General features: G+C 60.4%; 28 protein-coding genes. 6 read left to right on the top strand and 22 right to left on the bottom strand.

What is annotated here, in order from left to right:
- The first annotated feature begins 31 nt into the window (after window positions 1–31).
- Both pta and ACRAWE_RS02345 read left to right on the top strand, forming a co-directional pair.
- A complete protein-coding gene (gene pta / locus ACRAWE_RS02350; RefSeq protein WP_025160167.1) occupies window positions 32–2194 on the top strand; it encodes a phosphate acetyltransferase in 2163 nt (720 codons plus the stop codon).
- 329 nt (window positions 2195–2523) lie between these two features.
- Window positions 2524–3042: a hypothetical protein gene (locus ACRAWE_RS02345; RefSeq protein ID WP_019453725.1), complete on the top strand. Its 519-nt coding sequence runs from the start codon at window positions 2524–2526 to the stop codon at window positions 3040–3042.
- A gap of 80 nt (window positions 3043–3122) precedes the next feature.
- On the opposite strand, the gene ACRAWE_RS02340 is transcribed toward ACRAWE_RS02345, so the two are convergent.
- The 5 genes from ACRAWE_RS02340 to ACRAWE_RS02320 form a co-directional block, all read right to left on the bottom strand.
- The gene (locus ACRAWE_RS02340) at window positions 3123–4085 is read right to left on the bottom strand and encodes a transketolase family protein (RefSeq protein ID WP_432524642.1); all 963 of its coding nucleotides are present in this window, start codon (window positions 4083–4085) and stop codon (window positions 3123–3125) included.
- Entirely contained in the window at window positions 4078–4929 is an 852-nt protein-coding gene (locus tag ACRAWE_RS02335; RefSeq protein WP_198636296.1) for a transketolase, read from the bottom strand. The genes ACRAWE_RS02340 and ACRAWE_RS02335 overlap by 8 nt, the downstream gene beginning before the upstream one ends.
- Before the next feature lie 13 nt (window positions 4930–4942).
- On the bottom strand, window positions 4943–6322 hold the full coding sequence (locus ACRAWE_RS02330; protein ID WP_019453728.1) for a PTS ascorbate transporter subunit IIC: 1380 nt from the start codon (window positions 6320–6322) through the stop codon (window positions 4943–4945).
- Between the two features lie 23 nt (window positions 6323–6345).
- Complete coding sequence (locus ACRAWE_RS02325) at window positions 6346–6627, bottom strand: PTS sugar transporter subunit IIB (RefSeq protein WP_019453729.1); 282 nt, start codon at window positions 6625–6627, stop codon at window positions 6346–6348.
- A 92-nt stretch (window positions 6628–6719) separates the two neighbouring features.
- Window positions 6720–7163, bottom strand: a complete 444-nt coding sequence (locus ACRAWE_RS02320) for a PTS sugar transporter subunit IIA (RefSeq protein WP_019453730.1) — start codon at window positions 7161–7163, stop codon at window positions 6720–6722.
- Window positions 7164–7473: 310 nt separating this feature from the next.
- Between ACRAWE_RS02320 and ACRAWE_RS02315 the strand changes: the two genes are divergently transcribed.
- On the top strand, window positions 7474–8493 hold the full coding sequence (locus ACRAWE_RS02315; protein ID WP_025160165.1) for a LacI family DNA-binding transcriptional regulator: 1020 nt from the start codon (window positions 7474–7476) through the stop codon (window positions 8491–8493).
- A gap of 54 nt (window positions 8494–8547) precedes the next feature.
- Here the strand turns inward: ACRAWE_RS02315 and yfcD are convergent, their stop codons facing one another.
- Both yfcD and yfcE read right to left on the bottom strand, forming a co-directional pair.
- On the bottom strand, window positions 8548–9093 hold the full coding sequence (gene yfcD, locus ACRAWE_RS02310; protein ID WP_019453732.1) for an NUDIX hydrolase YfcD: 546 nt from the start codon (window positions 9091–9093) through the stop codon (window positions 8548–8550).
- Window positions 9094–9192: 99 nt separating this feature from the next.
- Window positions 9193–9744, bottom strand: coding sequence for a phosphodiesterase (gene yfcE / locus ACRAWE_RS02305; protein ID WP_154746569.1), 552 nt, complete (start codon window positions 9742–9744; stop codon window positions 9193–9195).
- A 233-nt stretch (window positions 9745–9977) separates the two neighbouring features.
- Here yfcE and yfcG point away from each other — a divergent pair, with 233 nt between their 5' ends.
- The 3 genes from yfcG (at window position 9978) to ACRAWE_RS02290 (ending at window position 12021) form a co-directional block, all read left to right on the top strand.
- The gene (gene yfcG, locus ACRAWE_RS02300; protein WP_063919785.1) at window positions 9978–10607 is read left to right on the top strand and encodes a GSH-dependent disulfide bond oxidoreductase; all 630 of its coding nucleotides are present in this window, start codon (window positions 9978–9980) and stop codon (window positions 10605–10607) included.
- A gap of 111 nt (window positions 10608–10718) precedes the next feature.
- Window positions 10719–11090 carry a dihydroneopterin triphosphate 2'-epimerase gene (folX, locus tag ACRAWE_RS02295; protein WP_019453735.1) on the top strand — a complete coding sequence of 124 codons (372 nt, stop codon included), beginning with the start codon at window positions 10719–10721 and terminating at the stop codon, window positions 11088–11090.
- A 16-nt stretch (window positions 11091–11106) separates the two neighbouring features.
- The gene (locus ACRAWE_RS02290; RefSeq protein ID WP_019453736.1) at window positions 11107–12021 is read left to right on the top strand and encodes a TIGR01777 family oxidoreductase; all 915 of its coding nucleotides are present in this window, start codon (window positions 11107–11109) and stop codon (window positions 12019–12021) included.
- 7 nt (window positions 12022–12028) lie between these two features.
- Here ACRAWE_RS02290 and hisP read toward each other — a convergent pair whose 3' ends face one another.
- The 15 genes from hisP to ACRAWE_RS02215 form a co-directional block, all read right to left on the bottom strand.
- A complete protein-coding gene (gene hisP / locus ACRAWE_RS02285; RefSeq protein WP_019453737.1) occupies window positions 12029–12802 on the bottom strand; it encodes a histidine ABC transporter ATP-binding protein HisP in 774 nt (257 codons plus the stop codon).
- 21 nt (window positions 12803–12823) lie between these two features.
- Window positions 12824–13528 carry an ABC transporter permease gene (locus ACRAWE_RS02280; protein WP_019453738.1) on the bottom strand — a complete coding sequence of 235 codons (705 nt, stop codon included), beginning with the start codon at window positions 13526–13528 and terminating at the stop codon, window positions 12824–12826.
- Window positions 13525–14211: a histidine ABC transporter permease HisQ gene (locus ACRAWE_RS02275; RefSeq protein ID WP_019453739.1), complete on the bottom strand. Its 687-nt coding sequence runs from the start codon at window positions 14209–14211 to the stop codon at window positions 13525–13527. The genes ACRAWE_RS02280 and ACRAWE_RS02275 overlap by 4 nt, the downstream gene beginning before the upstream one ends.
- A gap of 82 nt (window positions 14212–14293) precedes the next feature.
- Window positions 14294–15076 carry a histidine ABC transporter substrate-binding protein HisJ gene (hisJ, locus tag ACRAWE_RS02270; protein ID WP_019453740.1) on the bottom strand — a complete coding sequence of 261 codons (783 nt, stop codon included), beginning with the start codon at window positions 15074–15076 and terminating at the stop codon, window positions 14294–14296.
- 303 nt (window positions 15077–15379) lie between these two features.
- On the bottom strand, window positions 15380–15952 hold the full coding sequence (locus ACRAWE_RS02265) for a UbiX family flavin prenyltransferase (protein ID WP_019453741.1): 573 nt from the start codon (window positions 15950–15952) through the stop codon (window positions 15380–15382).
- A gap of 131 nt (window positions 15953–16083) precedes the next feature.
- The gene (gene purF / locus ACRAWE_RS02260) at window positions 16084–17601 is read right to left on the bottom strand and encodes an amidophosphoribosyltransferase (RefSeq protein ID WP_019453742.1); all 1518 of its coding nucleotides are present in this window, start codon (window positions 17599–17601) and stop codon (window positions 16084–16086) included.
- Window positions 17602–17622: 21 nt separating this feature from the next.
- Window positions 17623–18123, bottom strand: coding sequence for a colicin V production protein (gene cvpA, locus ACRAWE_RS02255; RefSeq protein WP_004936119.1), 501 nt, complete (start codon window positions 18121–18123; stop codon window positions 17623–17625).
- Window positions 18124–18357: 234 nt separating this feature from the next.
- Window positions 18358–19101 carry a cell division protein DedD gene (gene dedD / locus ACRAWE_RS02250; protein WP_432524635.1) on the bottom strand — a complete coding sequence of 248 codons (744 nt, stop codon included), beginning with the start codon at window positions 19099–19101 and terminating at the stop codon, window positions 18358–18360.
- Window positions 19102–20367 (bottom strand): bifunctional tetrahydrofolate synthase/dihydrofolate synthase, encoded by a 1266-nt coding sequence (folC, locus tag ACRAWE_RS02245; RefSeq protein ID WP_063919786.1) that lies wholly within the window; start codon window positions 20365–20367, stop codon window positions 19102–19104.
- A 191-nt stretch (window positions 20368–20558) separates the two neighbouring features.
- Window positions 20559–21467: an acetyl-CoA carboxylase, carboxyltransferase subunit beta gene (gene accD, locus ACRAWE_RS02240; protein ID WP_004936126.1), complete on the bottom strand. Its 909-nt coding sequence runs from the start codon at window positions 21465–21467 to the stop codon at window positions 20559–20561.
- 232 nt (window positions 21468–21699) lie between these two features.
- Window positions 21700–22362, bottom strand: coding sequence for a DedA family protein (locus tag ACRAWE_RS02235; RefSeq protein WP_019453745.1), 663 nt, complete (start codon window positions 22360–22362; stop codon window positions 21700–21702).
- A gap of 78 nt (window positions 22363–22440) precedes the next feature.
- Entirely contained in the window at window positions 22441–23262 is an 822-nt protein-coding gene (gene truA, locus ACRAWE_RS02230) for a tRNA pseudouridine(38-40) synthase TruA (RefSeq protein WP_432524632.1), read from the bottom strand.
- Window positions 23262–24272: an aspartate-semialdehyde dehydrogenase gene (locus ACRAWE_RS02225; protein ID WP_063919787.1), complete on the bottom strand. Its 1011-nt coding sequence runs from the start codon at window positions 24270–24272 to the stop codon at window positions 23262–23264. Before ACRAWE_RS02225 ends, truA begins: the two co-directional genes overlap by 1 nt.
- Before the next feature lie 124 nt (window positions 24273–24396).
- Window positions 24397–25518, bottom strand: a complete 1122-nt coding sequence (gene pdxB, locus ACRAWE_RS02220) for a 4-phosphoerythronate dehydrogenase PdxB (RefSeq protein ID WP_019453748.1) — start codon at window positions 25516–25518, stop codon at window positions 24397–24399.
- A gap of 53 nt (window positions 25519–25571) precedes the next feature.
- Window positions 25572–26345, bottom strand: a complete 774-nt coding sequence (locus ACRAWE_RS02215; protein WP_019453749.1) for an AraC family transcriptional regulator — start codon at window positions 26343–26345, stop codon at window positions 25572–25574.
- Between the last annotated feature and the right edge of the window lie 95 nt (window positions 26346–26440).

The raw sequence follows: 26440 nt of genomic DNA, 5'->3' as shown, positions 1-26440 counted from the left end.
GCCTCATGTTAATCGTGAAGAGGACTATTCTGTGTCACGTACTATTATGTTGATCCCCACCGGCACCAGCGTCGGCCTGACCAGCGTCAGCCTGGGTGTCATCCGCTCCATGGAGCAAAAAGGCGTTCGTCTGAGCGTATTCAAGCCTATCGCTCAACCGCGCTCCGGCGACAATGCGCTCGACCAGACCACCACCATCATCCGCAGCAGCAACTCCACCATTACGGCGGCCGAACCGCTGCGCATGGACTACGTTGAGGGCCTGCTGAGCTCCAACCAGCAAGACGTGCTGATGGAAGAGATCGTGGCGCGCTACCACGAGAACACCAAAGACGCGGAAGTGGTGCTGATCGAAGGCCTGGTGCCGACCCGCAAGCACCAGTTCGCCAACGCGCTGAACTACGAGATCGCCAAAACCCTGAACGCCGAGATCGTCTTCGTGCTGGCGCTGGGCAACGACTCCCCGGCGCAGCTGAAAGAGCGCATCGAACTGGCGCGCACCAGCTTCGGCGGCAGCAAGAACAAGAACATCACCGGCGTTATCATCAACAAGCTGAACGCACCGGTCGACGATCAGGGCCGCACCCGTCCTGACCTGTCCGAAATCTTCGACGACTCCACCAAAGCCAGCATCGCCCACGTCGATCCTGCGCAGCTGTTCGCCAACAGCCCGCTGCCGGTTCTGGGCTGCGTGCCGTGGAGCTTCGATCTGATCGCCACCCGCGCCATCGACATGGCTCGCCACCTGAAGGCCCGCGTGGTCAACGAAGGCGACATCATGACCCGCCGCGTGAAGTCCGTGACCTTCTGTGCGCGCAGCATTCCGCACATGCTGGAACACTTCCGCCCTGGCTCCCTGCTGGTGACCTCCGCAGACCGCCCTGACGTGCTGGTCTCCGCCTGCCTGGCGGCGATGAACGGCGTGGAAATCGGCGCCATTCTGCTGACCGGCGGCTACGCCATCGACGAGCCGATCAAGAAGCTGTGCGAACGCGCCTTCCAGACCGGCCTGCCGGTGTTCATGGTCGACACCAATACCTGGCAGACCTCGCTGAGCCTGCAGAGCTTCAACCTCGAAGTGCCGGCGGACGACCACCAGCGCATCGAGAAAGTGCAGAACTACGTGGCCAGCCACATCAACACCGAGTGGATCGACTCGCTGACCGCCACCTCCGAGCGTTCACGCCGCCTGTCTCCACCGGCGTTCCGTTACGAGCTGACCGAGCTGGCGCGTAAAGCCGGCAAGCGCATCGTGCTGCCGGAAGGCGACGAGCCGCGCACCGTGAAAGCAGCGGCCATCTGCGCCGAACGCGGTATTGCGGAATGCGTGCTGCTCGGCAACCCGGACGAGATCCAGCGCGTAGCGGCAGCGCAAGGCGTTGAGCTGGGCAAAGGCATCGAAATCGTCGATCCGGTCGCCGTGCGTGAAAACTACGTGCCGCGTCTGGTTGAGCTGCGCAAGAGCAAGGGCATGACCGAAGTGGTCGCGCGCGAGCAGTTGGAAGACAACGTGGTACTCGGCACCCTGATGCTGGAACAAGGCGAAGTCGACGGTCTGGTTTCCGGTGCGGTTCACACCACCGCCAACACCATCCGTCCGCCGTTGCAGCTGATCAAAACCGCGCCGGGCAGCTCGCTGGTGTCCTCCGTGTTCTTCATGCTGCTGCCTGACCAGGTTCTGGTCTACGGCGACTGCGCGATCAACCCGGATCCGACCGCCGAGCAGCTGTCTGAGATCGCCATCCAGTCTGCAGATTCCGCCGCCGCCTTCGGTATCGAGCCGCGCGTAGCGATGATCTCCTACTCCACCGGCAACTCCGGTGCGGGCAGCGACGTAGAGAAAGTGCGCGAAGCGACCCGTCTGGCGCAGGAAAAACGCCCGGACCTGATCATCGATGGCCCGCTGCAGTACGACGCCGCCATCATGGCCGACGTTGCCAAGTCCAAGGCGCCGAACTCACCGGTAGCCGGCCAGGCGACCGTGTTCATCTTCCCGGATCTGAACACCGGCAACACCACTTACAAAGCGGTGCAGCGTTCCGCTGACCTGGTCTCCATCGGGCCGATGCTGCAAGGCATGCGCAAGCCGGTGAACGACCTGTCGCGCGGCGCGCTGGTAGACGATATCGTCTACACCGTCGCACTGACGGCGATCCAGTCTTCCCAGGCTGACGCTGCCGCCGCCAAGGCCTGATAGCCCATTAACGCCCCGTCCCGGACGGGGTGGTGGATAATGAGTATTGGCGTAAACAATAAAGCACCGCTCAAGCATATTGAGCGGTGCTTTTTTATTCTCAAGAGAAGGTCATGTCTCTCTCAAGCGGGCGAAGCTCGCTGCCTTCCCCACGCTGAATGCGCACCAATTTCCGTAGAAACAAACAAATAGCCGCAATATCGCCAGCGAGACACTCCTGTTCCGCCGCAAGATAAGAATACTCTTAATTAAAGGCCCGCCTTATTCTGATGACTGGGTTTTGTGCTAGACACTATGCACACTCATAAAAAAACCTGAAGGTTTACCCTATGGCACACACTGGTCAGTCCGTTGAGAAAATAGCCAAAACGCTCATTAACAATGCCATTAATTACGATTCCTACCTCTGGAAGATCGACCGGCTCGGCCCCACAACGAACAGAATGCTGGCGCTGGCTTTCTCTCTGACGAGGGGAAAAAGAGAGGTATCGGGATTAACCCGCTTCGTGGGCCACAGCGCAGGCATCACGCATGACGCCTCCCTATTTGACCGATATATTGCAGAACTGCAGGCGAAAGAGAAAAAAAGCCAGCGGCTGATTCTGCCGTGGAGCGGTAAAAAGGAAGTTGAAGCGCGGCCTTTTACCGCATGTGCCGAAGCCCATGTATGGCTTGAGCTTTATGCTCGCAACCTGCATCCGCGCCATTACTACTGCGTTGCTTTCAACGGGGATGGGAGGATCGCGCCGTGTTGCAATAACTGCAAGATGTGGGTCCACAACGCGTTTTTCGGCGTTGTCACGCCCAATACCGAATATAACAACCGACACACCTATTCTCCGCGTTAAGGCGCGTGCGTTGCCTTGGCGACGTTTCATGGCCTTATCCATCAGGCAACGCCGGTCATTGACCGGCGTCTTGACCTTTTCTAATGCTGCGCCAGCAGCTGCTTGGTGGCCTCCAGAATATGCTCCGCGGTCAGGCCATACTCCTGCTGTAAAAACGCCTGGGTGCCCACCTGGCCGTAACGCTCCTTCACCCCCACGCGCCGCATCGGCGTCGGGCACTCCTCCGCCAGCACCTCCGCCACCGCCGACCCCAGCCCGTTATGAATGCTGTGGTTTTCACAGGTAACGATGCGTCCGGTCTTGGCCGCGTAGGTTTTGATCAGTTCACGGTCGATAGGCTTGAGGGTGAACATATCGATTACCGCCGCGCTGACGCCCTGCTGCGCCAGCATCTGCGCCGCCTTCAGCGCTTCGGCCACCATGATGCCGTTGGCGATCAGCGTGACGTCGTCGCCGTCGCGCAGCAGGTTGCCCTTGCCGATGGTAAAGCGCGAGCCCTCCTGATAGATGCGCGTCGCCTGCTTGCGGATGGTGCGCACCCAGTAGAAACCGCGCAAGTCCATCAGCTGACGCAGTATGTCGGCGAACATGGTGGCGTCAGTCACCTCCAGCACCACCGAATGCGCTAGCCCGCGCACGATGCCCATGTCTTCGAACGACATGTGGGTGCCGCCGTTGTGGCAGGCGCTCACCCCGGCGTCGGAGGCGATCACCTTAACGTTGTTGCGCTGGTAATCCAGCGACATGAACAGCTGATCGAAGCAGCGGCGGCTGGCGAAGGCGGTAAAGGTATGCACGAACGGCACCCGGCCGGTGAGCGACAGCCCGGCGGCGACGCCGATCACATTGGCCTCCATGATGCCGCAGTTAATCACGTGCTGCGGGTGATCCTTGTGCACGCCGTCCATCGCCATCGAACTCATCAGGTCCGCCTCCAGCGCGATGATCGGCGCGCCCGCTTCAATCTGCCGCCGCACCGCGCCGGCGTAGACTTTGCGCATTTCGACGGCGTCGTTTTCCAACTGCGTCACTACGTTAAACATGGGCGGCCTCCAGTTCGGCGATGGCTTTTTCGATCTCCAGCTGCACGTCCGGCGTCAGGCGCAGATGGTGTGAGTTGGACAGGTTTTCCAGATAGCTCACGCCCTGTCCCTTGATGCTGTCGAGCACGATCGCCAGCGGCCGCTGTTCGCCGCCGCGCGCCGGCGCCACCGCCGCCAGCAGCGCTGCGATGTCGTCGCCCTTGATGGTCTGCACCTCAAAACCAAAGGCGCGGAACTTGGCGGCCAGATCGAACGGTTGGATCACCTCGTCCAGCGCGCCGTCCAGCTGCTGCTTGTTGTAATCGATAAACAGCGTCAGGTTGTTCAGATTGTGGTGGGCGATAAACTGGAACGCCTCCCAGCACTGCCCTTCGTTCAACTCCCCGTCGCCGAGGATGCTGAACACCCGGTTGCGCCGCCCCGCCAGCCGGTGGGACAACGCCATGCCGGCGGCAATCGACACGCCCTGCCCCAGCGAACCTGTGGTCGCGTCCACGCCGCGCGTACGCAGCCGGTCCGGGTGGCTCGGCAGACGCGTGCCGTTCTGGTTGAGGGTCTTCAGCTCCGCCAGCGGGAAGTAGCCCTTGATCGCCAGCGTGCTGTACAGCGCCGGGCCGGCGTGCCCTTTCGACAGCACGAAGTCATCGCGCTCCGGCCAGTCCGGATCCGCCGGATCGATGCGCATCACGCCGCCGTACAGCACCGCCAGCGTCTCCACCACCGACATGCAGCCGCCGTAGTGGCCGAAGCCCAGCCCGGTCAGCGCTTTCAAGGTTTCCAGACGGATCGCACGCGCCAGGGCGCGCAGCTCTCTCATTTCCGTTTCGCTCGTTGTGTCATTCATCAGTCTGCCCTCGTTATTTCTCGACGCGGTCAGCGGCCGGTGCGCCTTTGCGTTTTCCCAGGAAGTTATGCGCCACCAGCAGCGCGAACACGGCGACGATCGCCAGCATGATCATCTCTTTCGACATAAAGCGCGCCATATTGCCCAGCAGGATGCCGACTACGCCGAAGTCGGCGTCGGAGAAGGTGGTGTTGGCGAAGCCCAGCGCCCCCAGCACCGGCAACAGCAGCACCGGCAGGAAAGTGATCAGCAGGCCGTTGGCGAAAGCGCCCAGCATCGCGCCGCGCCGCCCGCCGGTGGCATTGCCGAACACCCCGGCGGTGGCGCCGGTGAAGAAGTGCGGCACCACGCCAGGCAGGATCAGCACCATCTTCAGCTGTCCCAACAGGAACAGCCCGGCCAACCCGCCGAGGAAACTGAACAGGAAGCCGATCAGCACCGCGTTGGGGGCATAGGGATACACCACCGGGCAATCCAGCGCCGGCCGCGCGTTAGGCACCAGCTTTTCCGAGAAGCCGGTGAACGCTGGCACGATTTCCGCCAGAATCAAGCGCACGCCCTGCAGGATGATGAACACCCCGGCGGCGAAGGTAATGGCCTGGATTATCGAATACACCAGGTAGTTCTGGCCGCCGCTGAGTTCGCTTTCCACATAGGCCCGCCCGGCACAGATCGCCAGGATCAGGTAGATGACGATCATGGTCATCGAGATCGAAATGGAGCTGTCGCGCAGGAAGCTGAGGTTTTTCGGCAGGTTCATCTCTTCGGTCGAGCGCGAGTGTTTCCCCACCTTCGAACCGATCCAGCCGGACAGCACGTAGCCCAGGGTGCCGAAGTGGCCGAAGGCGATGTCGTCGTTGCCGGTGATACGCCGCATATAGCGCTGGGCGATCGCCGGGAAGAACGCCATCACCAGCCCCAGGGTCAGCGCGCCGGTGAACACCAGCTGCACGCCCTCAAAGCCCGCCACCGTCAGGATGATGCCGATCATGCAGGCCATGTAGAACGTGTGGTGGCCGGTGAGGAAGATGTATTTCAGCCGGGTGAAGCGCGCCACCACGATGTTCGCCACCATGCCGAACGCCATGATCAACGCGGTGGAGGCACCGTATTTCTCCAGCGCGATAGAGACGATCGCTTCGTTGTTCGGAATGATGCCCTGAATATTAAACGCGTGCTCGAACATGCCGCCCAGCGGATTGAGCGATCCGACCAATACCGTGGCGCCGCCGCCCAAAACGATAAAGCCGAGAATGGTTTTTACCGTGCCTTTCACCACATCGGAAAAGGATTTCTTTTGCGCCAGCAAACCGATCAGCGCAATAAGCCCGACCAGCACCGAAGGCACCTTTAATATATCCACCACAAACTTGAGCGTTTCCTGGATAAACATATCCACCTCGCCAATCGTTTTATTCAGAGGATTGAGTGGGCTTCGAAGTAAGCGCGCAGCTTGGCTTCCAGCTCATTGATGTCGATGATGTTACTGATCACCACCAGCTGATCGGCCGGCACGCTGGCGCTGTCGGCGATGTCTTTCGCCATCACGAACACGTCGGCCGCGCCGGGAGTGGCCGACGACAGATCGGAGTGTTCGACCTCGGCCTCCACGCCCATCTTTTTCAGCACCTTTTTAATGTTCATTTCCACCATAAAACTGCTGCCGAGACCGGAACCGCAAATCGCCATGATTTTCATGATATCCACCTGTTGAATTTAGCGTGTAGGGTAGCGCCGCCGGTCATATTCCCGGCGTTGTTAGCATTAATAGTGTTCCTGGTGATTAAGCGTTAATAGCGGGCGATAATATCCTCAATTTGCCGTTTATCTTTGGCGTGAAATAACGCCTCCATCGCCTGATTGTCTGAAAATAATTCCGCCAGCTGCGAAATCAATTCGATGTGGCTGTCGCCGTCGGGCGCAGAAAGCATCACCACCACCTGAACCGGATCGTTATCCGCAGAGTGGAAATTCACCCCCTGATGGATCTTCAACAGCGATAACCCCAGCGCGTTGGCGCCTTCCTCCGGCCGGGCGTGCGGCATGGCAATGCCCGGCGCCAGGACGAAGTAAGGGCCGAGCTTCTCCTGCTGATGAAAGATGGCCGTCAGGTAATTCGGCGTAATCACGCCGCCTTGCAGCAGCGGCTGTGCGCTCAGCGTTACCGCCTGGCGCCAGTCCTCCACCCGTTCGCACAGCTGTATATGATCGGCGGTCAGCCACTCTTTCAGCACATTACCCTCCCAAGCGTTGATGGTTTCGGCCGGTGATTAATTCACCGACGACGGTAAAACTTTAATCAACCCCTCTCGGCTGCACAGTGACTGGCATCACAAAGATAGCGCTACCAAAGCGCTATCATGCAGATCTGTGATAGCGCTATCAAAACACCGCGCCGCGGCATGGCGTTAACCACAATTTTTTCTCGCTCTTTCAGCTAACGGGGTAGAATGTGCCGCATACGGGGATCGTCGAAGCCACCTCGTCGGCTTCCCACCCCTACCATTTTTATGCGCCGCGCGCGCATTTCAGTCGGGATTACGCATGTCGATCGGTAAAAAACGACGCAGCACAGGCAGGGTGACGTTGGCTGACGTGGCGCAGCTGGCGGGCGTCGGCACCATGACGGTTTCGCGCGCGCTGCGCACACCGGAGCAGGTTTCGGACAAACTGCGCGAGAAGATCGATGCGGCGGTGAGCGAACTGGGCTATCTGCCCAATCTGGCCGCCAGTTCGCTGGCGTCGGCCTCGTCCTACACCATCGCCATGGTGGTGCCCAGCCTGTCCGAGTCCGGCTGCGCCGAGATGTTCGCCGGCCTGCAGAAAGTGCTGCAGCCGGCCGGCTATCACATCATGCTGGCGGAGTCGCAGCATCACCTCGAACGCGAAGAGAAGCTACTGGAGACCCTGCTCTCTTACAACCTGGCAGCGGCGGTGCTGCTCAGCGTCGAGCATTCGCAGAACGCCCGCAACGCGTTGATCGCTGCCAACATCCCGGTGGTGGAGATTGGCGCCGTGCGCGCCGATCCGATCGACATGAGCATCGGCATCGATTACGTGGCGGCCATGTATCAGCTGACGCAAACGGTGATCGCCAGCGGCTATCAGAATATCGGGCTGTTGTGTGCCAACCAGGAGCAGTGGATTTTCCAGCAGCACCTGCAGGGCTGGCACAAGGCGCTGCTGCGCAACCATATGTCGCCGCATCGGGTGATCAACGCCGCACAGCCCGCCAGCTTCAGCACCGGCGCACAGCAGCTGCCGGAATTTTTGCTGGCCTGGCCGGAGCTGGACGCGCTGGTGTGCGCGTCGGACGAACTGGCGGGCGGCGCGCTGTATGAATGCCAGCGGCGGCGCATCAAGGTGCCGGACAATCTGGCGGTGGTGGGGTTCGGCAACAGCGAGTTCAGCCGGGTGTGTCAGCCGCCGCTGACCACCATGACCATTCCGCATCGCGACATCGGCATTCAGGCCGGCCAGGCGCTGCTGGCGCGGCTGAACCAGCAACCCTGGCTGCCGGAAGGCTCCCTGCCCGCCACGCTGTGCCGCCGCGACAGCTGCTGAATCCGCGCCATAAAAAAAGCCGGTCGATGACCGGCTTTTTCATGCGTTGGCGTCTCAGTGGTTATCGATCGGTTTGCCGTAATCCTGCTCGTTGTTGCGCGTCAGCCACAGCGACAGCGCCTTCAGCGAATCCGGGGTAAACTCGTCGCAGCGCGCGGTGATCTCTTCCGGCGTCAACCAGCACACTTCGGCCACTTCTTCTTCCTGCAGCGCGAACGGGCCGTGCGACACGCAGCTGAACAGCGCGCCCCACACCCGGCACTGCTCTTCTTCAAAGTAGAACAGACCGTGCTCGGCGAAAGGCACGCCGGCGATGCCCAGCTCCTCTTCCGCCTCGCGGCGCGCCGAATCCAGCACGTTTTCACCGCTTTGCACTACGCCGCCCGCCGTCGCGTCCAGCCAGCCCGGGTAGAAGTCCTTGATCTCGGTGCGACGCTGCACCAGAATTTTTCCCATCCCATCATGCACCACAATATAGGTAGCACGATGGCGCAGCCGCTCCGCCCGCATCTGTTGACGACTGGATTGAGCAATCACCTCGTTTTGTTCGTCGACGATATCAACCCATTCGGTATCTGCAGCCTGACCCTGTTCCGCCATCCTCTAAAACCTTCTATTTTGGCGCGATGCATCCCGCGCGCTGGTTAATCAATGAGTGTTTTTCAAAGATTTTTATTGTGTGTGTATAAATTAGTGCGTTTAGCGTGTTAACGCCACCTCCGCGACGACCTTGCCGTCGTCGAGCGTCAGCACGCTCAAAGTGCCGCTATCCAACATGCCGTAGCTGGCGGGAAAGCCCCCTTTCGGGATGCTGACCGAGCCTGGATTGAAGCAGTAGATCTCCCCCTGCCGCTCCGCCTGCGGCAGATGCGTATGGCCGTAGGCCAGGACGTCTCCGCGGGATAACGGCGGCAGTGCCGAGGGATGATAAAGGTGACCGTGGGTCAAAAACAATCGTCTTTTTTGCAGTAAAACCTGTTGCCAGGGCGCTTCGATGGGGAACGTCAGCAGCATCTGATCGACCTCGCTGTCGCAATTGCCGCGAACGGCGATGATCTTGTCGCTATAGCGGTTCAATCGTTCGGCAACCTGAGCGGGCTGATACCCGGCCGGCAGCGCGTTGCGCGGGCCGTGATTCAGCAAATCACCCAGAAGAATCAGCCAGTCGGCGCGGTTTTGTTCGAACAATTCCAGCACGCGTTCGGCAGCAGGCAGCGAACCGTGAATATCCGAGGCGAACATCAGCTTCATAACCTTGTCCTATAGAGGGAAATAAGCGTCATTTTACCGCGCCGGCACCGTGCGGCAAACCGCCGCCCGCCCCGGTGGAGAATTGTGATCCAACCGCGCAGATAGCATCGGACGAATCCCACATAGCCTGCTATCCTTAGCTGCTATTGTTGGATCTCTGATATACCTTTGTGCGCGGCGAAGACCGCAGCAACGTGTAATGAATTACAGATCACCTTACCGCAGGAGGCAACATGATTGACCTGTATTACGCGCCTACTCCCAATGGTCACAAGATCACCTTGTTTTTGGAAGAGGTCGGCTTACCCTACCGTATCCATCGCGTAAACATCAGCGCCGGCGAGCAGTTCAAACCGGACTTTCTGAGCATTTCTCCCAACAACAAAATCCCGGCGATCGTCGATCAGCAACCGGTGGACGGCGGCGCGCCAATCAGCCTGTTCGAGTCCGGGGAAATTCTGCTGTATCTGGCGGAGAAAACCGGCAAGCTGCTGAGCAAAGGCCTGCGCGAACGCGCCGCCACTCTGCAGTGGCTGTTCTGGCAAGTGGCCGGATTCGGGCCGATGCTCGGGCAGAATCACCATTTCAATCACTACGCGCCGCAGCCGGTGCCTTACGCCATCGAGCGTTACCAGTTGGAAACCAAACGGCTGTATGGCGTGCTGGAAGCCGAACTGCAAAAACACCCGTATCTGGGCGGCGACAACTACAGCATTGCCGATATCGCCACCTATCCATGGGTGGTGTCGCATCCGCGCCAACGCATCGATCTGGCGGATTACCCGGCGGTACGCAACTGGTTCGAGCGCATCAGCAACCGTCCGGCGACCGAACGCGCCTACAAGCTGGCCGAACAGGCCTAAGCGGCTCTTCCGACTCCCCGCCGAACGGGGAGTCGCATCGTCCCTGCGTTATCATTTCCCTACTTTCCGTGTATTCTGAACGCCAATAATCAGACCTATGGAGAATCTCTGATGTCTTTCAGTCAACCCGACGCCGTTATTCGCATCAAAAACCTGCGGCTGCGCACGTTCATCGGTATCAAGGAAGAAGAAATCAACAACCGACAGGACGTGCTGATCAACGTGGTGATCCACTACCCGGCGGACAAAGCGCGCAACAGCGAAGACATCGCCGATGCGCTCAACTACCGCACCATCACCAAAGCGATCATCCGCCATGTGGAAGATAACCGTTTCGCGCTGCTGGAAAAATTAACGCAGGATGTGCTCGATATCGTAAAAGATCACGCCTGGGTGACCTATGCTGAAGTGGAGATAGATAAACTTCTGGCCCTGCGCTATGCCGATTCGGTTTCCATGACCATGAGCTACCGCCGGGACTAACTCAGGGAGGTCGACCATGCGGATCCTGATCACCGGCGCAACGGGATTGATAGGCAGCAGCCTGACGGCCAGGCTGCTGGCGCTTTCTCACCACATTACGGTGCTGACGCGAGACGAACAGCGGGCCCGGGCCCGGCTCGGCGACCAGCCGAGCTATTGGCAAACGCTGGACGACGTGCAGTCGCTGGATGGCTTCGACGCGGTGATCAACCTGGCCGGCGAACCGATTGCCGACAAGCGCTGGAGCGCGCAGCAAAAGGAGCGGCTGTGCCATAGCCGCTGGGATCTGACCGAACGCCTGGCGCAGCTTATCAAGGCAAGCAGCACGCCGCCCGGCGTACTGATTTCCGGTTCCGCCGTCGGCTACTACGGCGATCAGGGGCAGGCGGTGGTGACCGAAGAGGAACCGCCGCACGACGAATTCACCCACCGATTGTGCCAACGCTGGGAAGCGCTGGCGCTGCAGGCGCAAAGCGACGCCACTCGCGTCTGCCTGCTGCGCACCGGCGTAGTGCTGGCGCCGCAGGGCGGTGCGCTGGCCAAAATGCTGCCGCCGTTCCGCTTCGGACTGGGCGGCCCGATCGGCGACGGCCGCCAATACCTGCCGTGGATCCATCTCGAAGACATGGTCAACGGCATTATTTATCTGCTGGATCACGCGACCCTGACCGGCCCGTTCAACATGGTCGCGCCCTACCCGGTGCATAATGAACAGTTCGCCGCCCAATTGGCCAACGTGCTCGATCGCCCGGCGTTTCTGCGGGTGCCGGCGTTCGTCATGCGGCTGTTGATGGGGGAAGCGGCGGTGCTAGTGCTCGGCGGCCAACGGGCGGTGCCGAAGCGCCTGGAAGAGGCCGGTTTTCACTTCCGCTATCTGGAGCTGGAACAGGCATTGGATGACGTGATCAATCAGCGGGCCGAAGCCCGCTGATCTGAGGTTACTTCAACGCGCCGGACAGGAACTGCTGCAGGCGCGGGCTTTTGGGGTTGCCGAACAGCTCGGCCGGCGGCCCCTGCTCTTCAATCAACCCTTTGTGCAGAAAGATCACGTGGTTGGAGACGTGGCGCGCAAACTCCATTTCGTGCGTCACCACCACCATGGTTTTCCCCTCCTCCGCCAGCTTCTGCATGATGCGCAGCACCTCGCCCACCAGTTCGGGATCCAGCGCCGAGGTCGGCTCGTCAAACAGCAGCACTTCCGGCTCCATCGCCAAGGCGCGGGCGATAGAGACGCGCTGCTGCTGACCGCCCGACAGGTGTACCGGGTATTTGCCGCGCGCCCGCTCATCGATGCCCACTTTGTCCAGGTAGCGCACCGCACGATCGTGCGCTTCGGCCTTGCTCAGCCCCAGCACCTGCACCGGCGCCTCCATCACGTTCTCAAGCACCGTCATGTGGCTCCACAGGTTAAAGTGCTGGAACACCATGGTCAGGCGGGTGCGCAGCAGCTGCAGCTGCTTCTTGTCGAACACCTTCAGCTGGCCGTCCTTGTCGCGCACCATGCGAATGTCCTGGTTGTTCAGGCTGATCGAGCCTTCGCTCGGCTTTTCAAGGAAGTTAATGCAGCGCAGAAAGGTGCTTTTGCCGGAGCCGGAGGAGCCGATGATGCTGATCACATCCCCGGCGTTGGCCGCCAGCGAAACGCCCTTCAGCACTTCGTGATCGCCATAGCGTTTGTGCAGTTCCGTGACGGCTAATTTATTCTCAGACATGGTTTTTCTTCCCGTCATTTATCAGTGACTAACGTGGGCCATCCAGCGTTTTTCAGCTTTGCGGAACAGGCTGATTAACACGTAGGAGATGATCAGGTACAGCACCGCCGCAATGCCGAAAGCGTAAAACGGCTGATAGGTCGCGGCGTTGATGTCGCGCGCGATCTTCAGCAGATCCGGCACGGTGGCGGTAAACGCCAGCGCGGTGGAGTGCAGCATCAGGATCACTTCGTTGCTGTAGGCCGGCAACGCGGTGCGCAGCGCCGAAGGCAAGATGATGCAGCGATACATTTTGAAGCGCGAGAAACCGTAGGCGTTGGCGGCCTCAATTTCACCGTGCGGCACCGAGCGGATCGCCCCGGCGAAGATCTCGGTGGTATAGGCGCAGGTATTGAGCGTCAGCGCCAGAATGGTGCAATTGAGCCCGCTGCGGAAAAACGCATTGAGAAACTCGCTGCCGCGCACGATCTCAAGGCTGTACATACCGGAGTAGAACACCAGCAGCTGCACGTACAGCGGCGTGCCGCGAAACACGTAGGTATAGAGCCACACCGGAAAACGCACCCAGCGAATGGGAGACACGCGCGCCACCGCCATCGGGATCGCCAGCAGCCCGCCCATCACCACCGAAGCGATCAGCAACCACAGCGTGACCGCCACGCCGGTAAAGCGGTAGCCGTCGCTCCACAGCAGCGACTGCCAGTACTGTTGCAGGATATCGATCATAGTTCGGCCCTCTTGACGCCCAGTGAGTAACGCCGTTCAAGCCACAGCAGCACGCCGTTGGAAACGGTAGTGAAAACCAGGTACACCACGCCGGCCACGATGGCGAAGAAGAACGGCTGATAGGTGCCTTTCCCCGCCAGCTGCGTGGCTTTCACCACGTCGTTCAGGCCAAGGATCGACACCAACGCCGTCGCCTTCAGGATCACCTGCCAGTTGTTGCCGATGCCCGGTAAGGCGAAACGCATCATCGCCGGGAACAGAATGCGCCGAAAGATCTGCGCGCCGCTGAAGCCGTAGGCCGTCGCCGCTTCGATCTGCCCTTTCGGCACCGCCAGATAGGCGCCGCGGAAGGTCTCGGTAAAATAAGCGCCGTAGATAAAGCCGAGAGTTATGATGCCGGCACCGAGCGGATCGATATCGATCTGCGCGAAGCCCAGCAGCGTGGTGATATTGTTCAGCGCGATTTGCAGACCGTAAAAGATCAGCAGCATCAGCACCAGATCGGGCACGCCGCGGATCAGCGTGGTATAAGCGCCGAACAAACCGGAGATAAAGGGGTTATGAGACAATTTGCCGCCGGCGCCGATCAGACCGATCACCACCGCCAGCACTACGGAACTGAGGGCCAGCTCCAGCGTCACCAGAGCCCCCTCTAAAATCAGTTGGGAATAGCCTTGCAGCATCTACTTCACCCTGTGGTCTAGGATCCGAACCATCGGGGCCGGCGCACCGGCCCCGCAGTCACAGCATGGAACGGGAAGCGGATTACCCGCCGTAGACGTCAAAGTCGAAGTACTTTTTCGCGTATTTATCGTAGGTGCCGTCTTTACGCATCTCGGCGAAGGCTTTGTCCAGCGCCGCTTTCAGCTCGGTATCGGTCTTGCGCAGCCCCATGCCGGTGCCGACGCCGAAGAACTTGTCATCTTTCACCGATTCACCGGCAAAGGCATAGTCTTTGCCCGGCGGCTGTTTCAGGAAGCCGTCGCTGCCCGCCACTTCATCCTGGAAGGCGGCGTCGATGCGGCCGGAGGCCAAGTCGGCATAGGCCAGATCCTGGTTCTGGTAAGGCACCACGGTGACGCCCTTCGGCTGCCACATGGCGTTGGCGTAGGCTTCCTGGGTGGTGCCCTGCAGCACGCCCACGCTCTTGCCTTTCAGCGCTTCAGCGGTCGGCAACAGCTTGGACCCTTTCGGCGCGATCAGACGCGCGTTGGCGGCATACAGCTTGTCGGTAAAGGCGATTTCCTGCTGGCGTTTTTCAGTGATGGACAGCGAAGAGATGATGGCGTCGATCTTCTTCGCCTTGAGGGATGGGATCAGCGCGTCAAAGTCGCTCTCCACGAAGGTGCATTGGGTATTGATGCGTTTGCACAGCTCTTTGGCCAAATCGATGTCAAAGCCGACCAATTCGCCTTTGGCGTTTTTGGATTCAAACGGTGCGTAAGTCGGATCGGTGCCAATCTTCAGCGTTGAAGGAATGGCGGCAAAGGCGCTGCTGGCGGCGCTCAAAGCCAGAACTAACGGCAGAATCAAAACCCGCTTTTTCATAAATTACCCTCAAATTGATTTTTTTGATGCCACTACGGGCATTACTTTCCCCACCAAATCAATTTGCAGTAATCGTGCCACATTAGGTGCTACGGCAGGAGGGAACGGCTCCGGCCTTCACAATACTGTTTCCTGGGACGATAACCGCAAAATTAAATCGGCCGGTCAGGGCCGCGTCACTGGCAGCCGCGACAAGACGGCGCCATGAAACAGTGAGCGTGATGAAGTAGGATCATTATGGTGCATGCGCCGCCCCAATTCAGTGCGGTGTTGCACAAATGTACCAATTTAGGGATAAAACTGTTAATTAGCACCCTGCCAGCGGGTGAACAGATCGGTCGGCAGTTCGATATCAAACTGGTCGATCACCCGATTGACGGTCTGATCGATGATGTCTTCCACGCTTTTCGGCTGGTGGTAAAACGCCGGCACCGGCGGCATGATCACCGCGCCCATCTCCGCCGCCTGGGTCATCAACCGCAGGTGCCCCAGATGCAGCGGCGTTTCGCGCACGCACAAGACCAAACGGCGGCGCTCTTTGAGCACCACGTCGGCGGCGCGGGTCAGCAGCCCGTCGCTGTAGCTGTTGACGATGCCGGACAGCGTTTTGATCGAGCAAGGCAGGATGGCCATGCCCAGGGTTTTGAAGGATCCGGAGGAGATGCCGGCGGCGATATCGCGCGCATCATGCACCACATCGGCCAACGCCTGCACTTCACGCAGGCTGTACGGCGTTTCCAGCGCCAGCGTCTGCCTTGCCGCGTTGCTCATCACCAGATGGGTTTCCACCTCTGCGACGTCGCGCAAAACCTGTAACAGGCGCACGCCGTAGATCGCGCCGCTGGCGCCGGAAATGCCGATGATGAGTCGTTTCATGGAAAATGGCCTCTGCCGTAAAAAGTAAGATCAGGCAGACTTTGCCGCAATGGCGAGGGATAAGCAAGTCACAGGAGCAAGGTGCAGCGCCGCAAACGCGGCGCTGCACCTTGGGGGATCAACGCGGGCGATTAGCCTTCGTTGTGCAGTTCCAGATTTTCCGCTTCGGTTTGCACCCGCAGCGCCTTGGCGTCGTCGCTGCGCAGCGACTCCAGGTATTCCAGATAGCTTTGGTCGACGTCTTTGGTCACGTAGATGCCGTTGAACACCGAGCATTCGAACTGGGTGATATCCGGGTTCTCTTCGCGCACCGCTTCGATCAGATCGTCCAGGTCCTGGAAGATCAGCCCGTCGGCGCCGATGATCTGGCGGATTTCATCCACTTCACGCCCGTGGGCGATCAGTTCGTTGGCGCTCGGCATGTCGATGCCGTAGACGTTAGGGAAACGCACTTCCGGCGCGGCGGAAGCCAGATAGACGCGCTTGGCGCCCGCTTCGCGCGCCATTTCGACGATCTGCTCCGAGGTGGTGCCGCGCACGATGGAGTCATCCACCAGCAGCACGTTCTTGTCGCGGAATTCGGCGCGGTTGGCGTTCAGCTTGCGGCGCACAGACTGACGACGCGCCTGTTGGCCCGGCATGATGAAGGTGCGGCCAACATAGCGGTTCTTCACAAAGCCCTGGCGGTATGGCTTCTCGAGAATGCGCGCGATCTCCAGTGCGATATCGCAGGAGGTTTCCGGGATCGGGATCACCACGTCGATATCCAGATCTTCCCATTCGCGGGCGATCTTCTCACCCAGCTTCTGGCCCATGCGCACGCGGGCGCTGTAGACCGAGATCTTGTCCATAAAGGAATCCGGGCGCGCGAAATAGACGTATTCGAACAGGCACGGGTTGGTTTTCGGGTTCTCTGCACACTGGCGAGTGAACAGCTGGCCTTTGGTGGTGATGTACACCGCTTCGCCCGGCGCCACATCGCGCAGGAACTCAAAGCCCAGGGTATCCAACGCCACGCTCTCGGAAGCCACCATGTACTCGCTGCGGCCATCCTCCAGCGTACGCTTGCCGATCACCAGCGGGCGAATGCCGTTCGGATCGCGGAACGCCAGCAGGCCGTGGCCGATGATCATCGCCACACAGGCGTAAGCGCCGCGCAGTTGCTGATGCATCGCGGCGACTGCGGTAAAGATGTTGTCGGCCTCCAGCGGATAGTGCGGGAAGCGATCCAGCTCGCTGGCCAGCACGTTCAGCAGGATTTCCGAGTCGGAGGTGGTATTGACATGGCGACGGCCGCTTTCGAACAGCTTTTGGCGCAGCTCATGGGCGTTGGTCAGATTACCGTTATGGGCCAGCGTAATGCCGAACGGCGAGTTGACGTAGAAAGGCTGGGCCTCAGAGGCGCTCGAGCTGCCGGCCGTCGGGTAACGCACATGGCCAATGCCCATGTTGCCCTGCAAGCGTTGCATATGGCGCGCCTCAAACACATCCTTCACCAGGCCGTTGGCTTTACGCAAACGGAACCCGTTGTGGGCGTCAATGGTGACGATGCCTGCGGCATCCTGGCCACGGTGCTGGAGCACCGTCAGCGCATCATAAATCGACTGGTTTACCGGCATGAAACCGGCGATACCGACAATACCGCACATGTTGTCTTTTCCTCATCAGCGCTACCGCCCCGGCAATTGGGTCGGCAAGAAACTCGACGTGCTCTGCAGGTAGTCAAAGAACCACCTGATGACGTAACTGAACTGGGGAATGAGCTGCGACTGTTTCCAGTCGGCACTTTGTGAGAAGCCGGTAAAGGTATCCAGGAAGAACAGGATCGCCGCGACGATCAACACTCCGCGCAGCGCGCCGAAGCAGATGCCCAACACGCGGTCGGTGCCCGACAACCCGGTTTTCTCTACCAGTGAGCTAATCACATAGTTAACAATAGCCCCTACGATCAAGGTCGCGATGAACAAAATCGCGATCGCGATGCCGTTTCGCACCAGTTCATCTTCAAAACGAGTGAAATAGACCGCAAGGTAAGAGTAGAAATGGCTGGCAACAAAAAACGCACATCCCCATGTCACAAGTGACAATGCTTCGCGAACAAACCCTCGGATCAGGCTCACCAGAGCCGAAAATCCAATCACCGCTATAATGACGTAATCAATCCAGACCATGAACTATTCCAATAATGAATCGCCCCTGCATCCAATTCGCGGCGAATTCTAACAGAAAAAGAAAACGTTTGCGTAGGGGATTTCCTACCACGTTACAAATAAAAAGCGGCGATCAAAAAATTCCTAATCGCCGCGCCTACATAGGTGATTTCGCCTGCAAAAGGCGCGGTTTTTCTCGCTTTCTCTCCACCACTCCTTAATTCAGGGGCGCATCGTGCTGCGCCCCTGCGAGGTTTAACGGCCGTACGGCTTCACCTGCCCGCTCAGCCCGCTGATCGAATTCAGCGACGGCAGCGCCGCCTGCAGCTTCTGCTTAGAGGCATCTGGCCCGACGTAGATACGGGTGATCTGCCCCTGCACCGGCGTCGACGGCACGGTAAAGGCGCGATAGCCCGAAAGGCGCAGCGAGGCGACAATCTCGTTCGCCTTGGCGGCGTTTTTCAACGCGCCGAGCTGCACGACATAAGCTTGCCCGGCCGGCGCTTTTTCTTCCGCCGGTTTCGGCTGCGGCGTCGGTTCAGGTTTCGGCTCCGGCTTAGGCTCCGGTTTCGGTACCGGCTTCACTTCCACCGGCTTCGGCTGCGGCGCCGGTTTCGGTTTCACTTCCACCGGTTTGGTTTCTACCGGTTTCGGCTTAGGCTGCGGCGCCGGCTGAGGACGCGTCTCGACCGGCGGTGGCGCCACCAGCGTCGATTGCTGAGCATTCTGCCGCGCCGCCTGTTGCGCCGCCGCTTCGTTGGCCGCCTGCTGCTCAACCAACGCGCCCGCCCCTTCCGGCGGCTGCGCCGGCAACGGCTGCGTCACCGGCGGCAGCACGTCGTTCTCTTCGACGTCGCCCGGCTTCGGCACCAAAGGAATGGCCGCGAATTCGTCCTCGTAATGCTTCTTCTTGCCGTCCAGCAACCCTGGCAGGATGATTACCCCCAGCGCCACCAGAATCACGGTTCCGACCAGTCGGTTCTGAAATTTACTCGCCACTCACACTCCCCGCATCTCGTCTAACGCCGCCATCACCTGCGCAACGGTGTGGAACGATCCACAGACGATCACAATATCCTGTTTATCAGCATCCTGCATAGCCTGCCGCCAGGCAGTTTCGACATCGGCAAAACGGCGCGGTTCCGTCAGATGTTGCGCCAGCTGTTCGACGCTGGCACCGCGCGGCCCGTCGAGCGGCGCGCAGTACCATTCATCCACCTGCTCGCTCAGGCAGGCCAACGTGCCGGCGATGTCCTTGTCCGACAGCATGCCCACCACCGCGCGCACCTTGCCGCCTTCGCGCGGCAGGCTGGCCAGGCGCCCGGCCAGATAACCGGCGGCGTGCGGATTGTGCGCCACATCGAGGATCAGCGTCGGCTCCCGCCGCACGATCTGGAAGCGCCCCGGCAGCGTCGCCTGCTGCAGCCCGGTGAAGATCGCCCGTTCGTCGATTTCCAGCGGGGAGCAGTTCAGCGCCGCCAGTGCGGTAGCGGCATTGGCCAGCGGCACGTTCGGCGTCGGCAGATCGGTCAGCAGCGTATCGCCGCCCTGCCACTGCCAGCGATCGCCCTGCTCGCTGAAGCGCCAGGCTTCACCGCGGCGATACAGCGGCGCGCCCAGCGTTTCGGCGACCTGGCGAATGCTGTCCGGCATGTCGGGTTCGCCCACTACCGCCGGCTTGCCGCTGCGGAAAATACCGGCCTTTTCACGGCCAATGCTTTCACGATCGTCGCCCAGCCAATCGGTGTGATCGAGCGCGATGCTGGTGATCACCGCCACGCTCGGATCGACGATGTTGGTGGCGTCGAGACGCCCGCCCAGGCCCACTTCCAGGATCACCACGTCGAGCCGCGCCTGTTTGAACAGCTGCAACGCCGACAGGGTGCCGAATTCGAAATAGGTCAGCGACGTTTCGCCGCGGCCGGCTTCAATGGCAGCGAACGAGCGGCTGTGCTCCGCTTCGCTCAGCTCTTCCCCTTGAATGCGCACGCGCTCGGTATAGCGCACCAGATGTGGCGAACTGTAGACGCCGACGCGCAGGCCGGCGGCCAGCAAAATAGCTTCGAGAGTGCGACAGGTGGTGCCTTTGCCGTTGGTGCCGGCAACGGTGAACACCGTAGGAGCGGGAGTCAGTAAATCCAGATGCGCCGCGACGCGCTGTACGCGCTCAAGGCCGAGTTCGATCGCCTGGCTGTGCAGACGCTCCAGATAGTAAAGCCACGAGCTCAATGGCGACGTGGCTTGGGGAATTTGGTGGTTTTGCATGAGTCCCGTCACTGAACTTGGGTTCATTAATCCATCAGGGCACCACCCTCACCGCGGTAAAGGCGATGCGCTTCGTTACCGCCGCCAACCGGCCTGCCGCGGCGTAATGAACCGCGGCCGGCAGGAAACGGGCTTCAGCCGTCACTTAGCCACAAAGTGGCGGCTGAACCCGGGCGGGATCTGTCTTTGCCTCAGGCGTCGGCCTGCTGCTCCGGTTCAATCACCGGCGCGGCCTCATCGAAATGCGGCTGCGGCTGGTTAGTCAGCTTCGACAGAATGCTCGCCAACGTTTGGCGCATTTCCGGACGGCGAACGATCATGTCGATCGCGCCTTTTTCGATCAGGAATTCGCTGCGCTGGAAACCCGGCGGCAGTTTCTCGCGCACGGTCTGCTCGATCACGCGCGGGCCGGCGAAGCCGATCAGCGCTTTCGGCTCGGCGATGTTGATATCGCCCAGCATCGCCAGACTGGCGGAAACGCCGCCCATGGTCGGGTCGGTCAGCACGGAGATGTACGGCAAGCCGCGCTCCTGCATTTTGGCCAACGCCGCGCTGGTTTTCGCCATCTGCATCAGCGACATCAGCGCTTCCTGCATACGCGCGCCGCCGCTGGCGGAGAAGCACACCAGCGGACAGTTGTCCTCCAGCGCCTGCTCAACCGCGCGCACGAAACGTGCGCCGACCACGGAAGACATCGAACCGCCGATAAAGGCGAACTCGAAGGACGCCGCGACGATCGGCATGCCGTACAACGTGCCCTTCATCACCACCAGCGCGTCTTTCTCGCCGGTCGCTTTCTGTGCGGCGACCAGGCGATCTTTATAGCGTTTGGAATCCTTGAATTTCAGAACGTCTTTCGGCTCCAGATCGCTGCCCAGCTCCACTTCGCTGCCTTCGTCCAGCAGGGTATGCAAACGCGCGCGCGCGCCCATACGCATGTGGTGGTCGCACTTCGGACACACTTCCAGATTACGCTCCAGCTCGGCGCGGTAGAGAACCTGGCCGCAGCTGTCGCATTTGGTCCAGACCCCTTCAGGAATGCTCGCCTTACGGGTTTGTGTGATATTGCTCTTGTTAAGAATTCGTTCAATCCAGCTCATCGATGACCTTTCTGTTTGAACCTGGCACACGCCAGTCCGCTGTTCATGCTTTAACAATCCCCCCGAAAACACCCCAATGAAAAAATGCCCGTTCGCGGCGCGGCAAGCGCGGCGACTGAGGCATCGGCTTCAGGGTTGTTCGCAGGAACAGACCATAATGTCGCTCATTAAACCATATCGGCCCGACGCTGTGGACAAAAAACTGGTCGAACCGACAGGTTGAGCGATGTTTTTACTGTTTTTGCTGGCGGGCGGCCGCGCGCTTGTGGCGCCAAATTTCAATCACGCCCGGCAGAATCGAAACGATGATGATCCCGACGATCAGCAGTTTCAGGTTCTCCTGCACCACCGGCAGATCGCCGAACAGGTAGCCAGCATAAGTGAAGAGCAGCACCCAAACCAGTGCGCCAATCACGTTGTAGGCGGCGAAGTGGCGATAGGACATATGCCCCATACCGGCGACGAACGGCGCAAAAGTGCGCACGATCGGCACGAATCGCGCCAGAATAATCGTTTTCCCGCCGTGCTTCTCATAGAACTGATGCGTCTTGTCCAGATAGCTGCGGCGGAAGATTTTCGAATTCGGATTGCTGAACAGCTTCTCGCCGAACAGCCGCCCGATCGTATAGTTCACCGCATCGCCGAGGATCGCCGCCACCACCATCAACGCCACCATGGTGTGCACGTTCAGATCGTTGGTCGGCAACGCCGCCAGCGCGCCGGCGACGAACAGTAAAGAATCCCCCGGCAGGAACGGCGTCACCACCAGACCGGTTTCGCAAAACAGGATCAGGAACAGAATAGCGTAGACCCACATGCCGTATTGTGCGACCAGTTCGGCCAGATGCACATCAATATGCAGAATGAAATCAATAATAAACTTGATGATATCCATAAATTCTCTCATTGATGCCGAGTGTTTCAATCACCCGGCAGAAGCACAAGGGAGCGACGCTTTCAGGCGTGCCGGCGTTTAATCGTCGGGTAAAAACAGCGGCCCCATCGGCGGCCGCGGTATGCCAAAGTGGTCGGGATAGTCCACGGAAACCAGATACAGTCCCTCGGCTCGTGCCGTCGCCGCCGCCAGATTACGATCCTTCAGCGCCAGCAATTCGGCCATCCAGTTCTCATCCCGATTGCCGCAGCCGATCTCCATCAGGCTGCCGACGATATTGCGAACCATGTGATGCACAAAGGCATTCGCCTTGATATCTACCACAATATATTCGCCGTAGCGCGTAACCTTAACGTGTTTTACGAAGCGCCACGGGGTACGCGACTGGCATTGCACCGCACGGAACGAGGTGAAATCGTTCTCGCCCAGCAGCGCCTGCGCCGCCCGGTGCATGCGATCGGCGTCCAGCGGGTGATAAAAATGCGTCACCCCCTGCTGCAGCACCGCCGGCCGGTAGCGATGGTTGAAAATAATATAGCGGTAACGGCGCGCGGTGGCGCTGAAACGCGCGTGAAAATCGTCGGCGACCGGGCTCACCCAGCGCACCGCGATGTCCGGCGGCAGATGGGTGTTCACCCCCATCGTCCAGGCGGCGTCCTTGCGGCGCGCGGTAGTTTCGAAATGCACCACCTGCCCGGTGGCGTGCACGCCGGCGTCGGTGCGCCCGGCGCACAGCACGTTGATCGGCGCATCCGCCACCTTGCTCAACGCCTGCTCCAGCCGCTCCTGCACGCTGGCCACTTCTTGCTGCCGCTGCCAGCCGTAATAACGGCTGCCGTCATATTCGATGCCCAGCGCGATCTTCAGCGTCGGCTGAGCGGACGAGACCACCTCAGACATCAGTACATCTGCTCCTGCACCAGACGCTCGGCGGTTTCGACAGCCATCAACGCGCCGCCGAAGCGCACGTTGTCCGCCACCGTCCAGAATTGCAGCAGCTCGGGGATGCCGTAATCGTTACGCAGGCAGCCGATGCTGAGCGCATCGCTGCCGGAAGCATCGGTGACCTGCGTCGGGTAATCGTCTTCTTCGCTCAGCTGAATGTCCTCGACCTCTTCGAGCTCGCTGCGCGCCTCCTCGGCGGACAACGGACGCAGCGCTTCCAGGTGCACCACCTGCGCGTGGCCATAAAACACCGGCGACTGCACGCAGCTCACCGAGATCGGCAAACCTTCATCCTGCAGCACCTTGCGCACCTGATCGACGATCAGGCGCTCTTCACGCACGCTGCCCTGTTCGTCGGCAATCAGCGGCAGCAGGTTGAACGCCAGCTGTTTGCCGAAGACGCCCTCCTCGGCCGGGATGCCATTCAGCAGACGCGCGCTTTGGCCGGCCAGATCGTCTACCGCCGCCTTGCCGCGCGACGATACCGACATCAGCGTGGTGACGTGCAGACGCGACAGCCCCGCCTGTTCGGTCAGCGGTTTGATCGCCGTCAGCAGTTGGCTGACCATGCTGTCGGCCACCGCGACGATATTACGGTTGCGGTAATCCGCCAGCACCTGCGGGTTAACGCCAGGCACCACCAGCGGCACGTCCGGCTCCATGGCGAACAGGCCGCTGGTGTCGATCACCAGACAGCCCATATTGCCGGCTTCTTCAGCATAGCGCGCGGAAGCTTCGCTGCCGGCGACGAAGAAGGCCAGCTGCGCCTGCGACCAGTCGAACTCTTCGGCGTTTTGCACCAGAATGGACTTGCCGTTGAAGCGCACATTGGCGCCCGCGCTGCGCTCGCTTGCCAGAGGATAGAGCTCACCCACCGGGAACTGGCGTTCCTGCAACAATTCCAGCAACGCTTCACCTACCGCGCCAGTGGCGCCGAGCAGCGCGATATTCCAGCCGTCAGACATTGGGGTTTTCTCCAGAGTATTTCATTCATAAAAGCAGACGGGCAGTGCAGCCACCGCCCGATAATCTTTGCCGCTCACTGTAGCGGCGTTGGCTTAAGACAACCTTACGCGTTGACGAGATGGCCTACGCCACGCTGAAGCCCAGCTTGCCGAGCAGCTCGGCGCTGGCGCTGTCATCGCATTGCACGACCAACGAAGACCACTCGCGGCGCTCCTGGTAGTGCTTGCGCAGGCGATCGAACTCGCCCGGTTGCCCGGCGACTTTGCGCAGCGGCGCATCATCGCGGCGCACATCATACACCAAGTGCATCAATCGTTTTAACCGCGCTTCATCCAGCGGCCCGTTGAGGCGGATCTGGCTGAACTCGGGCGGCGGTAGCAGCGAGGCCAGCGCTACCTGCTGCGGCTGCCCCAGATGACGGCTGAAAGCCTCGAACACCTGGGTGGTGCCGCGTGCCTTGCCTTCCAGCGTATACCCGGCGATGTGCGCAGTGCCGATATCCACCCGCGCCAGCAGCGGCAAGGAGAGGTCCGGCTCCGGTTCCCACACGTCCAGCACCGTGCTCAGTTTTTTGCCCTTTTCCAACGCCTGCAGCAGCGCGGCGTTATCCACCACCGGCCCGCGACAGGCGTTGATCAGAATGCGGTTGTCCGGCAGCGCCGCCAGCAGGTCGGCATCCGCCAGATGCAGCGAATGGTATGGGCCGGATTTATTCAGCGGCGTGTGGAAGGTCAGCACGTCGGCTTCGGCCACCAGTTTCTCCAGTGGCAAAAATTCCCCGGCGTCGCCGCGATCGGCGCGCGGCGGATCGCACAGCAGCGTGCGCACGCCCAGTGCTTTGAGGCGTGCGTCCAGGCGCGAACCGACGTTGCCCACGCCGACGATGCCGACGGTTTTATCCCGCAGGTGGAAACCGTCGCGTTCAGCCAGCAGCATCAAGGCGGAGAACACATACTCGACCACCGCGATGGCGTTGCAGCCCGGCGCGGCGGAAAAACCGATGCCCTGCCGCTGCAGCCAGGCGTCATCGACGTGATCGGTGCCGGCGGTGGCGGTGCCGACAAAGCCAATGCGGCTGCCGGCCAACAATTCTTCATTTACCTTGGTGACCGAACGCACCATCAGCGCGTCGGCACCCGCCAGCGCCTCGCGCGGGATCGGGCGGCCAGGCACCGCCTGCACATCGCCCAGGCGGCTGAACAGCTCGGCCGCATACGGCATATTTTCATCAACCAGAATCTTCACTGCGTTCTCCGACGGTTTACGGCTATTGGTCTGCGAAATAGTGTGCCACTGAATCAGGCACGGCGAAAGCGCTCAGGGGTGGTGCCGGCGATCTGCTGGAACATGACGATAAACGCCGAGGCGGAGCTGTAGCCGACGTCCAACGCCACTTCCTGCACGGTTTTTCCCTGTTCGAGCAGCGACACGGCGTGCAGGAAACGCAGGCGCTGGCGCCATTCGCTGAACGACATGCCCAGATCCTGCTGGCAGCGGCGCGACAGGGTGCGCTCGGTGGTGTAGACCCGAGCCGCCCAGGCCGCCAGCGAGGTGTTGTCCGCCGGGCAATGCTCCAGCGCTTCCAGCACCGGGGCCAAAAACTTGTCGTCCGACGACGGCAGATAGGTTTGTTGGCGCGGCGACAGGCGCAGCTGATCGATCAGCACCTGACAGAGGCGCAAATCCTCTTCCGCCTGTGGGATGTACTGCTTGCGCGCATAGAAATCCTCGGCGATGGCGCGGAATATCGGCGTCACGCTCACCAGACAAGGGTCGGCCGGCATGCCGACGCACAGCGCCGGCGTGATGTCCACCATGCGGCACTGCGCCAGCCGCTGGTTATAGCAGGAGTGTTCGATGCCGGCCGGCGCCCACAGCACGAATTCCGGCGGCGCCAGAAAGCGCTGCCCGCCGATGCGCAGCACCATCACCCCGGCTTTGACCCACATCAACTGGCCCCAGGTATGGCTGTGCGGCTGGAATTCGGTGCGTGCATTAAACTCCTCGCAGCGGAACTGCACCGGGTTGGGCGCCGGGATCAGCGACTCGGGGAAATGGCGGATTTCTGGCATGGTTTCGTCCCGTGATTTGTCTTGTTTACGCCGATTTTTGTCTGGATATCGCTATATATGATAAACCGGACACGCGTAGACTAGCCAGCATGTTG

The organism is Serratia sp. BFP-2025 (genome assembly GCF_050880365.1).
GTDB classification, from domain to species: Bacteria; Pseudomonadota; Gammaproteobacteria; order Enterobacterales; family Enterobacteriaceae; genus Serratia; species Serratia surfactantfaciens.
Note: the sequence above shows the minus strand (reverse complement) of the source record. Positions and strands in the feature narration are given on the sequence as shown.